The following is a 12,161-nucleotide window of genomic DNA, read 5'->3' as shown; positions in this document are numbered from 1 at the left end:
ATGGCCGCGGTCTCCCAAGGCTTCAAGACCGATCTGCTTGGGGCAATCCCAAGTCTGCGCGCGTTCGCCGTGTCGCTGACTCAAAATGCCGATAAAGCCGACGACCTCGTCCAGGAAACGCTCGTCAAGGCTTGGGACAAGCATGAGAGCTTCCAGCCCGGCACCAACCTCAAGGCCTGGCTTTTCACCATCCTGCGCAACGAGTTCTATTCGCAGATGCGCAAGCGCGGGCGCGAAGTGCAGGACAGCGACGGTATCATGACGGCCAGGCTTGCCGTTCATCCGGCTCAGCACGGCCAGCTTGACCTGAAGGATTTTCGTGGGGCGCTGGAACAATTGCCGGAGGACCAACGCGAAGCCATCATCCTCATCGGCGCGTCTGGTTTCTCCTACGAGGAGGCCGCCGAGATCTGCGGTTGCGCGGTGGGGACGATCAAGAGCCGCGTCAGCCGAGCCCGTACGCGCTTGCAGGAGATCCTGAAAATATCAGGCGAGGACGAGTATGGTCCGGACGCAATTTCGGCCCAGGTAACGAGCTCGCCGGCAAGCTGACCGCGATCGTGTCTCAAGCGCGTCCGCAGGCCGCGGCGACCGCTTGCACGAGGTCTTCACCCGAATAGGGTTTGCCAATCAGCCTGACGCCCGGAAACGATGCCTTGATCTCCTCTGCATCCGAATAGCCCGACGCAAACACGAAAGGTATGCCTGCCGCGCGCAGGCCGGAGGCGAAATCGATCGTCGAGACACCGCCCAGCATCAAGTCGACAATGGCTGCATCGAATCGCGTGGCGACCTCGCGGCCATCGACCTCGGTCAGGTCACGGGCGATCACCACCTCATCGGCGCCATGGTCGCGGCAAAGCTGCTCGACATCCATGGCGATCAGAAATTCGTCCTCCAGGACCAGAATCCGCAATCCGTCAAGCAATGTGGGCACAGGCAAAGACTCCTTGAAACGCCGGAGTCATGATCGCTAATTCGCTTGCTGTCATTTAAAAAAGACATGTGGCAAGCGGGCGGAATCTCAATCCTTGCAACGGGAAACGCGCTCCTCCAAGAGCGGGCTTTCGAAGGGGGTCGAAATGTCAGTCCAGAACAATAGCGCTTTCTCCAGCCGCCAATATCCTTGCGAGAACTGCCCATTGCGGCCGTTGCCGATTTTCCGCGATTTCGAAAAACAGGAACTGGCGTTCATCAGCAAATTCAAGAAGGGCGAACTCGCAGTCGAAAAGGGTGGCACGGTGCTGGTGGAGGGAAGCCATAGCGCCCATCTCTACACCGTGCTCTCCGGCTGGGCGTTTCGCTACAAGTTGTTGCGGGACGGCCGCCGCCAAATCCTCAACTATCTCATGCCCGGCGATCTGATCGGCCTGCAAGGCAGTGTGATGGGCGAGATGCAGCATTCCGTGGAGGCACTGTCGCCGATGCTGCTGTGTGTTTTCGAGCGCGAATATCTGCATGAGCTGTACCGCAATCATCCCGGGCTGGCCTATGACATCACCTGGATCGCATCGCGTGAAGAGCGGATGCTGGACGAGAACCTGCTCAGCCTCGGGCGCCGCAGTGCGATCGAGCGCGCTGCCTATCTCATCGCCTTCATCGGCAGCCGCGCCAAGGTCGTCGGACTGAATGGCAACCAATCTGTCCAGATACCGATCACGCAACAGCACATTGCCGATACGCTCGGCCTGTCGCTGGTTCACACTAACAAGACGATCCGCAAGCTGATGGATCGCAAGCTGATCGTCTGGCGCGACGGCGGCTGCGTGGTCTCCGACAATGAAGGCCTCAAGCGGCTCGCCGGCTGGGAAGGGCTGGGTGAAGCGCGCCGGCCATTAATCTGAGGAAGCGTCTCTTGCCGGAGCCGACGGACCGGTGCGCGCCGATGCGTTTTCGGCTACTTTGTCCCAATGCCGGAACCTTGAGGCGGGCAGCGCGTTTGAAACCAAGCAATCACAAGGAGTTAAGCCATGGCCACTGCCGCAGGAAAGACCGCAAACGACGCCCGTGCAAATGCGGACCTGGAAGCCGACATCAGGCAGTTGAAGGCCGACATCGACAAGCTCACCAAACAACTGGCCAAGACCGGCGAGCATGGTTATGGCACCGCGCGCCGCGCAGCCACGGAAGGGGTCGAGCAGTTGCGTGCGCAGGGCGAAGCAGCCTTTGATAGCCTGCGCAGCAATGCCAAGGACATCGAAGCGCAGATGATGGCAAGTGTACGCGAAAAGCCGGTGACGTCACTGGCGATCGCCGCCGGCGTCGGCTTCCTTTTCGCGCTCATCGCGCGTCGCTAGTCGCGCTTCGGATGGGAATGCTGGCAACCCTGATCTCGGGTCTCGCCTCGGGGGAGACCGTGGCCGCCATATACCGGGCGCGCACGGCGGCAATCGTCTATATGATCGCCATGGCCGCCGCACTTTGCGGTCTCGGCTTTCTTGTCGGGGCCGCCTATATCTGGACGGCGATGCGCTATGGGCCGCTTGCCGCGGCACTGGGGTTCGGCGTCGGTTTTCTGGTGCTTGCCGGGGTTGTCCTGCTGGTCTACCGGATATCGGCAGGCTCGCGCGCCCGGCGCCGGGCGCAGCGCCGCAATGCCGACATGAAGGCGATCGGCATCACCGCCGCACTCGCCGTGCTGCCGAGCCTGCTTAAGGGAAAAGGCGGTCTCGGCGTCATTCTGGGGCCGGCCGTGGCCCTCGCGGCCTACGCCATCTACCGCGAGAATGTGAAATCCGACGATCCGGACGAGAGCGAGCGGAGATAGAGCTGTCGGGAGGTCACTTCGACAGATCTTCCAGGGGCATCGATATTTCGGCAAATACGCCTTCCGGCCGGAATTCATGGGTCACTTCGCTGGAAATGACCTTGGCAAGGCTGCGGCGAATGAGGATCGAGCCGAAGCCGTGCCGATCCGGCGGAGCGACTTGCGGGCCGCCGCTTTCACGCCAGGTCAGCACAAGACGCCGGGCATCCCTCCTGCCTTGCGTCCTCCAGCCGAGGTCGACCCTGCCTGACGGCACCGACAGCGAGCCATATTTCAGCGCGTTGCTGGCGAGTTCATGCAGGATCAGGCCAAGCCCGATGGCCTGGTCGGGCGACAGCAGCAGGTCGTCGCCGGAGATCGTCATGCGCGGCTGCTCGGCCGTTTCGAAAGGTTTGACCTCGATTTGGACGAGTTCACTGATGCCGATGCCACGCCACTCGCGGTCCGACAACAGATTGTGGGCGATGCCCAAGGCCTGAAGCCTGGCGCCGAAGGCCTCGAGGAACTGGCTTGGCTGGCGGGCATGGCGCACGGTCTGTGTTGCCAGCGCCTGGACGGTCGCCAAAGTGTTCTTGACGCGATGGTTGAGCTCACGCAGCAGCAGCCGTTGCCGTTCGTCGCCGAGCTTGCGCTCGGAGATGTCGTAGTTGACGCCGAAGATCAATGTCGGCTTGCCGTCGCCGTCACGCTCGATCACACGGCCGCGCGTGGCGAGCCAGCGCGGCGGGTGAAAGCCCTTCACCCGGTATTCGCCGAAATAGTCGTCGCTGCCGGTCAGGGCGTCGCGAAAGCGGGTTTCGGTCTGGTAGACGTCACGCGGATCGATGGCGGTGAGGATGTCGCGTGCGCGCAACCGGTTGGAGCGCGGCAGGTTGAACAGCTCCGACATCAATGTGTCGCATTCGATGATATCGGTACGGATATCCCATGCCCAGCTGGCGAGCGATGCCGCATCGAGTGCGATGGCGCGCCGTTTTTCCTCGCGAACCAGTGCGGCCTCGGCGATCGTGCCGCTGCGGGTTGCGTCCTTGAGGGTGAACAGGCTGGCGGCGAGGCCGGCGAGCGCCTTCAACTGGTCGAGCTCGGCGCGGGATGGAGAACCATGCGGCTCGCGGTCGAGCACGCACAGCGTGCCGATGCGGGCACCTGCCACGATCATCGGTGCGCCGGCATAGAAGCGGACATGGTGCTTTCCGGTGACCAGCGGGTTTGTCTTGAAACGGGGGTCCGTCGTTGCATCCACGACAACCATCGGCTCGTCGCCGGCGGCAATCGCATGGGCGCAGAACGAGACGTCGGTCGTGGTTTCGGTCTCGTCCAGGCCGAAGCAGGATTTGAACCACTGCCGTTCCAGGTCGACGAGTGTGACCAGAGCAATCGGCGCCTGCATCACCGCCGCGGCAAGGCTGCTGACGCGGTCGAAATCCGGGTCGGCCGCCGTATCCAGCATCTCCAACCCGTGCAGCACAGCGAGCCGGTCAACATCCCTGACTGCGCGCGCAACTTCGGCGGGCAGCTCGGGCACTGTTTGCGTCTTGCCAGTCACCCCAATTGCCTCGTCCCGGTCATCGCCGCCGCATGCTTGCGACGGTGCAAGGCCAACGCGCTTTTCCGGAACCATCCTAGCGAGGAACCGTTACCCGACAATGATTTGCCGAGCGCGCCAGTTGGTGCAGAATGAGACAGGGATCGAGCATGGCCAAGATCATTCCAGAAAACAAGGCCCGGCAGGGGCGATGGGGCTGGCATGGATTTCGAATCCTGATCGCCGCATTGCTTCTGGTGTTTGCCGCGTGGGGCATTGCCGAGATCTATGGAGTGTTGATCAAGACGCCAACCAGCGATGAACAGCATGTCCCCACACCGCCCAACACCACCGAAGAGGCTCCTGCTGGTTAAAGCCGGTTTGTTGGATGCAACGCACCGCATCAGGCGGCTCTCGATTGAGCCGCGCTCGCCGGCACCAGTACATTCAGCGCGCCAGGCTGGATCTCGATTACCGTTTCACGGTCAAGCCTGACCAGTTCGCCGTCCATGACGGCGCGAAACTTGCGGCTGCTCGAATGGATTCTCAGCACCGTTCTGTTCGTCTGGTGGATTTCGACATGTTCGTTGTCGCGCCATTTGCCGCGCGCCACGTTGAAGAAGAACTTGACCAGTTCGGCGCGCTGCTTCGCCACCGTGACATAGACACCAAGCACGCCGCCCGCCGGATTGTCGGTGTAGGGCAAATGGCCTTCGCCGAACAAATTGTTGGTGACGCCAATGCCGGTGATGCGGGCCGCCATTTCGGCCTCGCCGATGCTGAGTGTCACATTCATCGCAGGTGGATTGTTGATCGTCGCCCAAGCCGCCTTGGCCGAGGCGCGGATCTTTCCCAACCGCGAACCGAACTCCATCTTCTGGCGCAGTTGCACCATCTTCGCATGCATGCCGATCGAGAACTGGTGCACGAAAGGTTGGCCATTGGCCGTCGCCACGTCCACTGCGATGATTTCGCCGTCGGCGAAGGATTTCAGCGCGCCGTCGAGCGACTGCGGAATGCCCAGCCCGCGTGCGAACAGGTTCATGGTGCCGGCCGGCAATATGGCTAGCGCCTTCTTCGTGCCCATCAGCCGGGCAGCCGCGGCGGAAATGGTCCCGTCGCCGCCACCCGCCAGCACGATGTCGACCGAGCGACGCGAAGCTGCGCTGTCGAGCGTTTCCACCACGTCCTTGCCGGCGACAATTTCGATGCTGAGCGAGTGACCCGCCGCTTCCAGCGTTTGATGCATCCGGTCGGAGAATGCGGCGAGGTCGGTGGTGCGCAAAGTGCCGCCATCCCGGTTCAGCACCGCTGCGAATTTCATGCCCCGCTCCACCATGTCAGCCGAAAAGTGGCCGGGACACACCCAGCCGATGGCTGAAACGCGGCGGCGACGGAAAGGTTCCCTAGCTACGCGTGGGCTGCCCGGCGGCCCGATATTTCTGTGGTTTCGTTTCCCGGACGGCAGCGGTTTGTCGGAACAACAGACTGGTCACGACGTTGTGAACCTGTAGATGCCGCGTCCGATTTCCCCAGCGAAGACGCGGCGCATGAGATCAGGCACGAGGAGAGACTATCATGATCCGCAATCTTTTAGCCACGACCGCACTCGCAACACTGATCGCCACCGGCGCTTATGCGCAGAGTGCGACGACCCCGACGCCGGCGCAGAGCCCCGCCGTTCAGGAGTCAGGCGCTGCAGCAGTCCGCGCAGAGGGCAGCATCGTCACCAACATCATCGGTGAATCCGTCTACAACGGCACCGGCGATGATGCCGAGAACATCGGCAAGGTCAGCGACGTCGTCTTCGACAAGGATGGGCAGGCGAAATCCGTTGTCATCGACGTCGGCGGTTTTCTGGGCGTCGGCGCCAAAAGCGTTGCCTTCGACTACAGCAAGCTGCAGTGGGCCGAAAAGAATGGTGACCGCTGGCTGGTGGCCCCGACGACCAGGGACGAGCTGACGGCACAGGCAGAATTCGACAGCAAGCCCTACGCGCCGGCCCCGGCGCCTGCCGCATCGACCGACGCGACAGCACCGACGGCACCCGCTACGACGGATACGGCACAAAAGCCGGCCGACATGAACGCCGCACCGGCGGAACCGGTGAAGCGCGCGGATGGTAACCTTGCCACCAACATCATCGGTGAAAACGTCTATAACGGCACCGGCGACGACGCGCAGAATATCGGTGACGTCAATGACATCGTGCTGACTAGGGAAGGCAAGGCCGAGTCCCTTGTCATCGGTGTTGGTGGTTTCCTTGGTCTCGGCGCCAAGAACGTCACCTATGACTTCTCCAAGGCGCAGTGGGCCGAGAAGGATGGCGACCGCTGGCTGGTCGCCCAGACCACCAAGGAAGAGCTGCAGGCGCAGCCGGATTTCGACCGCAAGGCCTATGATCCGGCGCCGGCAACGACGGCTTCCAATGAGCCTGCGGCCACCGCTCCGGCAGCTGTGCCCTCTGACACCACGGCTCCTGCTGTCGCTCCGGCAGACAAGACCGCCGAAGCTCCGGCCGCGACGACCCCTGACGCCTCGGCTCCCGACCAGACACAGACTGCCGCCATCGACAAGTCGACGTTGACCGAGATGCCGGTCGGCGAGATTCGTGCCGATGACCTGAAGGGCACGACTGTCTACGGCGCCAACGACGCCAGGGTCGGCGAGATCGGCGATGTCGTGCTTGCGCCCGACAAGAAGGCCGACGCGGTGATCGTCGACGTCGGCGGCTTCCTCGGCATCGGTGAGAAGGAGGTCGCGGTCGGCATGGATAATCTCAAATTCATGACCGATAAGGACGGCAACAAATATCTTTACACGACCTTCACCAAGGAACAGCTTGAGGCTCAAACCGCCTATGACAAGGGCAGCTATGCCGAACAGCGCGATCAGCAGCGCATGATCGTAAGGTAATTCTGTTCAGCCAAATGAAGCCCGCGCTGGCAACGGCGCGGGCTTTATTTATGTGTGGCCAGGTGGCAGGCCAGCGGCATGGCCGACTAGGCCGTTCTCGGTCAATTCGGCCAGTGCCAACGACTGGTCGAGATGTTCGGCCCGCCAGGCGAGCAGCCGTTCGGCGAATTCCAGGCGCACGGTGAGATGACTGGGGTCGGCCGCGAGATTGTCCAGCTCGCCCGGATCGTTTTCCAGATCGAACAGCAGCGGCGGCAGGTTGCCGCCGAAATGCACATACTTGAAATGTTCCGTGCGGATAACGGCGAGGTTGCATTGACGTGCGGCGATGCCGAAATGGTTTTCGGCCTCGCCCGCGGCAATCGAGCGGAAGTCAAACTCCCAATGCGCGGCATCGCGCCACGCCGCAGGGGTTTCTCCGCTCAGGAACGGCTTCAGCGAGGCGCCGTCGAGATGCGGCGCGGGCTTTTCGCCGAGTAGGTCGAGAAGGGTCGGCAAAATGTCGACCGCTTCGGTGAAGCTGTCGACACGGCCGCCGGCAGCCTTGCCGTGGCGCGGATCGCGGACAATCAGCGGAATGTGGTAGCTGCCGTCGAAATAGCCGCCCTTGCCCAGCATGAAATGGTCGCCCATCATCTCGGCATGGTCCGAGGTGAGCACGATGATGGTGTCGTCCCACGCGCCCGCGGCCTTAAGTGCTTGCCAGACGCGGCCGAGCTGCGCGTCGACCTCGGAAATCATGCCGTAATAGATCGCGCGGATGCGGCGAAAATCGTCTTCGCTCCAGTCGTGCACCTTGTCTCTGGCTTCGGGCCGGAATTTTATCTGTTTCTGCCGGCCGAGATCATAGGCTAGATAGGGATGGTTTTCCGCCTCTTCCTGCCAGCTTGCCGCGCGCCGGAAGGCCGGGCCGTCAGCCGGATCGTACATTGTATTGTAGGGCTCCGGGGCAATGAAGGGCGGGTGCGGGCTGATGAAGGAAAGATGCGCGAACCACGGCGCGGCGTGCTCCTGTTCGCCAAGCCAACGCGTGAATTCGCCGGTCAGGAAGGCCGCCGGGGTTTGTTGCCCGCGGTAGACGGGCGGCGCGTTGCTGATGGTGGTCCCGGCGCCGTCGGCCAGCGGACGGTGGATGTCGGGGGAGCCGGCGCTGGCGTCGACACCTTGCAGCTCCAGCCAGGATAGCCATTGCTTCTGGTGCTCCGGCAGCAACTGGCGCACCGTAAAGCCGGGCAGCACGCCTTCATAGCTTTGCAGCCGCGGATCGCCCTTGGCCAGCAGGCGCGGATCGAGCGAGACGTCGGTGTAGCCGAACAGCGTCGGATCATAGCCCAAGGCCCGAGCCGAGAGCGCGATGTTGCCGTGGCGCGCGTCGAGCGGCGTGCCGTTGCGGCAGACGCGGTTGTTCATCTGGTAGAGACCGGTGTAGAGGCAGGCGCGGGCGGGCGAGCAGGGCGCCGCGCCGCCATAGTGCCGCTTGAACAGCACACCCTCCCCGGCCAGTGCGTCGGCGTTCGGCGTCTGCACAACCGGATGACCGGCTGCGGACAGACAATCGCCACGCCACTGATCGCATGTGATCAGGAGAATGTTGGGCCGCCTGGCTTTTCCAGTCACTCACGATACCTTTGTCCCGGAATGTCGAATGCCGTTCATGGAAACGAATTCTGGCCACGGCGCAAGCCCGACTCTGCGAGCCAATTGGTGAACGAACTCTGTTCCATCGTTCACTTTTGCGACACAGTCCATTCTGTGTTTGCCGCCTTTGCGTAAACTGCTCGGGTCCTCATATTGGCATGGACAGCGGCGAGGGCCGCACAAGTACCAAGGGAAGGAGCAAGACAATGCTCGACCAGATCAAGGGCCTGCATCACGTCACGTCGATGGCCAGGGATGCCCGCCAGAACAACGATTTCTTCACCAGGAAACTCGGCCAGCGCCGGGTCAAGAAGACTGTCAATTTCGACGCGCCCGACGTCTATCATCTCTATTATGGCAATGAGACCGGCACGCCGGGTTCGGTGATGACCTATTTCCCTTTCCCCGACATCGGCAAGGGCCGGCATGGCGTCGGCGAAGTCGGAACCACCGTCTACTCGGTGCCGGAAGGCACGCTTGCCTATTGGGAAAAACGTTTTGCCGATGAGGGCGTCACCGGCCTCTCGCGCGAAGAGACCTTCGGCGAGAAGCGCCTGACTTTTGCCGGACCGGATGGTGACGGCTTCGCGCTGGTCGAGGGCAAGGGCGACGGCAGAGCGCCCTGGGCGAAAGGCGGTGTTCCGGTCGACCAGGCGATCCGCGGTTTCCATTCGGTATCGCTCAGGCTGAAGGATGGCGGCGCCACTGAGGAGCTGCTGAAGTTCATGGGCTATGAGGAAGTCGACAAGTCCGGCAATCTCAGGCGGCTGGCGGTGAAGAACGGCAATGGCGCCGATGTTATCGACATCGAATCGCTGCCGAGCACGGCCTTCGCCGATCTCGGTGCCGGCTCCGTCCATCACGTCGCCTTCGCGGTCGAGAACCGCGCCAGGCAGCTCGAGGTGCGCAAGGCGTTGATGGACACGGGCTATGGGGTGACGCCGGTGATCGATCGCGACTACTTCTGGGCGATCTATTTCCGCACACCGGGTGGCGTGCTGTTCGAAGTCGCCACCAACGAGCCGGGTTTCGATCGCGACGAGGATACCGCTCATCTGGGCGAAGCGCTGAAGCTGCCGTCGCAGCATCAGCACCTGCGGCCGTATCTTGAACAGCATCTGCAGAGCCTGGAAGGCTGAGGTCATGAGCAAGGACGCTTACATCCACAAGCTGCTGCCCGGTTCGCCGGGCGGTCCATTGCTGTTCGTCTTCCACGGCACTGGGGCCGATGAGAACCAGCTTCTGTCGCTGGGGCGCGATCTCGCGCCCCAGGCAACCATCATCTCGCCGCGCGGTGATGTGTTGGAACAGGGTGCCGCGCGCTTCTTTCGCCGCACCGGCGAGGGCGTCTACGATATGGACGATCTGGCGCGGGCGACGGATAAGATGGCGGGCTTCGTCAAGGCCCATGTAGAAGCAGCGAAGCCATCGGCCGTGCTGGGTCTCGGCTATTCCAACGGCGCCAATGTCCTGGCCTCGGTGGTGTTCGCGGTTCCGGCGCTGTTCGACGCGTCGGTGCTGATGCATCCGCTGATCCCGTTCGAGCCGCAGGTCAAGGGCAGCCTCGCCGGCCGCCATATCCTGATGACCGCCGGCAAGCGCGACCCGATCTGTCCGCCGAACCTGACCACGCGGCTCGAGGCCTATTTGCGTGCCGACGGCGCCGATGTCACAGTGGAATGGCACGATGGCGGGCACGAGGTGCGGCCAAACGAGATCGAGGCGGCACGGCGGTTCTTTGCCGATGCTGCCCAAGGAGCATAGCGATGCCTGAACAACTGCCTGAGATCGAACTTGAGGATCGCGGTTCCAAGGGCCGCTATGTCCTGCGTGGACCCGATGGCGCCGAGGCCGAGATGACCTTCACCAAGATCGGTGAGCACCAGATCATCATCGACCACACCGAAGTGCCGGACGTCTTTCGCGGCCAGGGTGCCGGGCTTCGGCTCGTCACCCGCGCCGTCGAGGATGCGCGTGCGGCAGGCAAGAAGATCATCCCGCTCTGCCCGTTCGCCAACGCCCAGTTCCGCCGCCATCAGGAATGGGCCGACGTGCTGAAGCGGTAGGGATTTCGTTGCTTGGAAACGGCGCGGCAAGCGGCTGCCATCCTGCCGGGGCGGCTTTGGCATTTGCGCGGGTGGCGCATCCTGCCTAAGTAGATAGGATATATCCTAGCCGCCGCGCCGACAAACGAACCGAATGATCCCCCAATGACCGAAACCGATCTCGTTCCCGTCTTCGACGGCCACAACGATACGTTGCTCAGACTCTATCAGTCGAAAGACACGGACGTCGAAAAACTGTTCATCGAGGGGAAATCGGGCGGCCATATCGACCTGCCACGCGCGAAAGCCGGCGGCTTCGCCGGGGGCATGTTCGCCATCTTTCCGCCGCCTGTCGAGAAATCCAGGCGCGGCGCCGTGCCCCTGGCGCCGAGCGTCGCCGAACCGCTGCCGCCCGAGGTTCCGCGCAATGAGGCGCTGACCTCGACGATCGCCATGGCCTCGATCCTGTTCAGGCTGGAACGGGCCGGAGCGCTCACCGTCTGCCGCAGCGCCGGCGATGTGCGCAATGCCATGGCGCAAGGTTCGATCGCCGCGGTGTTCCACATCGAAGGGGTCGAGGCGATCGATCCCGAGCTCACCCTGCTCGACGTGCTGCATGAAGCCGGCCTGCGCTCGCTCGGCATCGTCTGGAGCCGTCCGAACGCCTTCGGCCACGGCGTGCCGTTCCGCTTCCCGTCCTCGCCCGACACCGGACCCGGCCTGACCGATGCCGGCAAGGCGCTGGTCAAGGCATGCAACCAGTTGAAGATCATGATCGACCTGTCGCATCTCAACGAGAAGGGCTTTCGCGATGTCGCGGCGCTCAGCGATGCGCCGCTGGTCGCGACCCATTCCAACGTGCACGCGATCTGCGGCCATTCGCGCAACTTGACCGACTGGCAGCTCGGCGCGATCCGCGAAACCGGCGGCATGGTCGGGCTGAACTTCGCAACAGGCTTCCTGCGCGAGGACGGTCGCATGAATGCCGACACCAGCCTCGATATCATGGTGCGGCATATCGATTCGCTGCTGCAGGCGCTGGGTGAGGATGGCGTTGGTCTTGGCTCCGATTTCGACGGCGCCATGATCCCGGCCGTCATCGGGGATGTCGCCGGCCTGCCGAAGCTGATCGATGCATTGGCGGCACGCGGTTTCGGCCGCGCACTGATCGAAAAAATCGCCTATCGCAACTGGCTCAATATGCTCGAGAAAACGATAGGTTAGAGACAAGCCTGCGGCATGGCGTGTGCGGCCCGCCGGCATATGTCGA

General features: G+C 62.7%; 14 protein-coding genes. 10 read left to right on the top strand and 4 right to left on the bottom strand.

Annotated features, from left to right (window positions below; genetic code table 11):
• A complete protein-coding gene (locus NKI69_RS20315) occupies window positions 1-552 on the top strand; it encodes an RNA polymerase sigma factor (RefSeq protein ID WP_013529285.1) in 552 nt (183 codons plus the stop codon).
• 13 nt (window positions 553-565) lie between these two features.
• On the opposite strand, the gene NKI69_RS20310 is transcribed toward NKI69_RS20315, so the two are convergent.
• Window positions 566-877, bottom strand: a complete 312-nt coding sequence (locus tag NKI69_RS20310; protein WP_050592687.1) for a response regulator — start codon at window positions 875-877, stop codon at window positions 566-568.
• A 205-nt stretch (window positions 878-1,082) separates the two neighbouring features.
• On the opposite strand from NKI69_RS20310, the gene NKI69_RS20305 reads away from it, so the two are divergent.
• The 3 genes from NKI69_RS20305 to NKI69_RS20295 all read left to right on the top strand — a co-directional run bounded on the left by NKI69_RS20305 (window position 1,083) and on the right by NKI69_RS20295 (window position 2,767).
• Entirely contained in the window at window positions 1,083-1,844 is a 762-nt protein-coding gene (locus NKI69_RS20305) for a Crp/Fnr family transcriptional regulator (RefSeq protein WP_256747408.1), read from the top strand.
• Between the two features lie 126 nt (window positions 1,845-1,970).
• Complete coding sequence (locus NKI69_RS20300) at window positions 1,971-2,297, top strand: ElaB/YgaM/YqjD family protein (RefSeq protein ID WP_023811001.1); 327 nt, start codon at window positions 1,971-1,973, stop codon at window positions 2,295-2,297.
• An 11-nt stretch (window positions 2,298-2,308) separates the two neighbouring features.
• A complete protein-coding gene (locus NKI69_RS20295) occupies window positions 2,309-2,767 on the top strand; it encodes a hypothetical protein (protein ID WP_352722432.1) in 459 nt (152 codons plus the stop codon).
• A 13-nt stretch (window positions 2,768-2,780) separates the two neighbouring features.
• On the opposite strand, the gene NKI69_RS20290 is transcribed toward NKI69_RS20295, so the two are convergent.
• The gene (locus NKI69_RS20290) at window positions 2,781-4,313 is read right to left on the bottom strand and encodes a sensor histidine kinase (protein ID WP_023811003.1); all 1,533 of its coding nucleotides are present in this window, start codon (window positions 4,311-4,313) and stop codon (window positions 2,781-2,783) included.
• Between the two features lie 149 nt (window positions 4,314-4,462).
• Between NKI69_RS20290 and NKI69_RS20285 the strand changes: the two genes are divergently transcribed.
• Window positions 4,463-4,666, top strand: a complete 204-nt coding sequence (locus NKI69_RS20285) for a hypothetical protein (RefSeq protein ID WP_023811004.1) — start codon at window positions 4,463-4,465, stop codon at window positions 4,664-4,666.
• A gap of 29 nt (window positions 4,667-4,695) precedes the next feature.
• Here the strand turns inward: NKI69_RS20285 and NKI69_RS20280 are convergent, their stop codons facing one another.
• Window positions 4,696-5,616, bottom strand: a complete 921-nt coding sequence (locus tag NKI69_RS20280) for a diacylglycerol/lipid kinase family protein (RefSeq protein ID WP_023811005.1) — start codon at window positions 5,614-5,616, stop codon at window positions 4,696-4,698.
• A gap of 254 nt (window positions 5,617-5,870) precedes the next feature.
• Between NKI69_RS20280 and NKI69_RS20275 the strand changes: the two genes are divergently transcribed.
• A complete protein-coding gene (locus NKI69_RS20275) occupies window positions 5,871-7,208 on the top strand; it encodes a PRC-barrel domain-containing protein (protein WP_023811006.1) in 1,338 nt (445 codons plus the stop codon).
• 48 nt (window positions 7,209-7,256) lie between these two features.
• Here NKI69_RS20275 and NKI69_RS20270 read toward each other — a convergent pair whose 3' ends face one another.
• Window positions 7,257-8,825, bottom strand: coding sequence for an alkaline phosphatase family protein (locus NKI69_RS20270; protein ID WP_352722431.1), 1,569 nt, complete (start codon window positions 8,823-8,825; stop codon window positions 7,257-7,259).
• 227 nt (window positions 8,826-9,052) lie between these two features.
• Here NKI69_RS20270 and NKI69_RS20265 point away from each other — a divergent pair, with 227 nt between their 5' ends.
• The 4 genes from NKI69_RS20265 (at window position 9,053) to NKI69_RS20250 (ending at window position 12,115) form a co-directional block, all read left to right on the top strand.
• Entirely contained in the window at window positions 9,053-9,985 is a 933-nt protein-coding gene (locus NKI69_RS20265; protein WP_023811008.1) for a VOC family protein, read from the top strand.
• A 4-nt stretch (window positions 9,986-9,989) separates the two neighbouring features.
• Window positions 9,990-10,610, top strand: coding sequence for an alpha/beta hydrolase (locus NKI69_RS20260; protein ID WP_023811009.1), 621 nt, complete (start codon window positions 9,990-9,992; stop codon window positions 10,608-10,610).
• Between the two features lie 2 nt (window positions 10,611-10,612).
• A complete protein-coding gene (locus NKI69_RS20255; RefSeq protein ID WP_023811010.1) occupies window positions 10,613-10,912 on the top strand; it encodes a GNAT family N-acetyltransferase in 300 nt (99 codons plus the stop codon).
• Window positions 10,913-11,056: 144 nt separating this feature from the next.
• Window positions 11,057-12,115, top strand: a complete 1,059-nt coding sequence (locus tag NKI69_RS20250) for a dipeptidase (protein ID WP_352722430.1) — start codon at window positions 11,057-11,059, stop codon at window positions 12,113-12,115.
• Window positions 12,116-12,161 lie beyond the last annotated feature (46 nt).

It is taken from the genome of Mesorhizobium sp. M0491, assembly GCF_040321265.1.
GTDB lineage: Bacteria > Pseudomonadota > Alphaproteobacteria > Rhizobiales > Rhizobiaceae > Mesorhizobium.
The sequence above is the reverse complement of the archived record's forward strand: the minus strand, read 5'-3'. Positions and strand labels throughout refer to the sequence as shown.

What these genes read in the sequence shown, in the direction of transcription:
- NKI69_RS20315 (WP_013529285.1), top strand. Translation starts at nt 1, where the DNA reads ATGGCCGCGGTCTCCCAAGGCTTCAAGACCGATCTGCTTGGGGCAATC.
- NKI69_RS20310 (WP_050592687.1), bottom strand. Translation starts at nt 877, where the DNA reads ATGGATGTCGAGCAGCTTTGCCGCGACCATGGCGCCGATGAGGTGGTG.
- NKI69_RS20305 (WP_256747408.1), top strand. Translation starts at nt 1,083, where the DNA reads ATGTCAGTCCAGAACAATAGCGCTTTCTCCAGCCGCCAATATCCTTGC.
- NKI69_RS20300 (WP_023811001.1), top strand. Translation starts at nt 1,971, where the DNA reads ATGGCCACTGCCGCAGGAAAGACCGCAAACGACGCCCGTGCAAATGCG.
- NKI69_RS20295 (WP_352722432.1), top strand. Translation starts at nt 2,309, where the DNA reads ATGGGAATGCTGGCAACCCTGATCTCGGGTCTCGCCTCGGGGGAGACC.
- NKI69_RS20285 (WP_023811004.1), top strand. Translation starts at nt 4,463, where the DNA reads ATGGCCAAGATCATTCCAGAAAACAAGGCCCGGCAGGGGCGATGGGGC.
- NKI69_RS20280 (WP_023811005.1), bottom strand. Translation starts at nt 5,616, where the DNA reads ATGAAATTCGCAGCGGTGCTGAACCGGGATGGCGGCACTTTGCGCACC.
- NKI69_RS20275 (WP_023811006.1), top strand. Translation starts at nt 5,871, where the DNA reads ATGATCCGCAATCTTTTAGCCACGACCGCACTCGCAACACTGATCGCC.
- NKI69_RS20265 (WP_023811008.1), top strand. Translation starts at nt 9,053, where the DNA reads ATGCTCGACCAGATCAAGGGCCTGCATCACGTCACGTCGATGGCCAGG.
- NKI69_RS20260 (WP_023811009.1), top strand. Translation starts at nt 9,990, where the DNA reads ATGAGCAAGGACGCTTACATCCACAAGCTGCTGCCCGGTTCGCCGGGC.
- NKI69_RS20255 (WP_023811010.1), top strand. Translation starts at nt 10,613, where the DNA reads ATGCCTGAACAACTGCCTGAGATCGAACTTGAGGATCGCGGTTCCAAG.
- NKI69_RS20250 (WP_352722430.1), top strand. Translation starts at nt 11,057, where the DNA reads ATGACCGAAACCGATCTCGTTCCCGTCTTCGACGGCCACAACGATACG.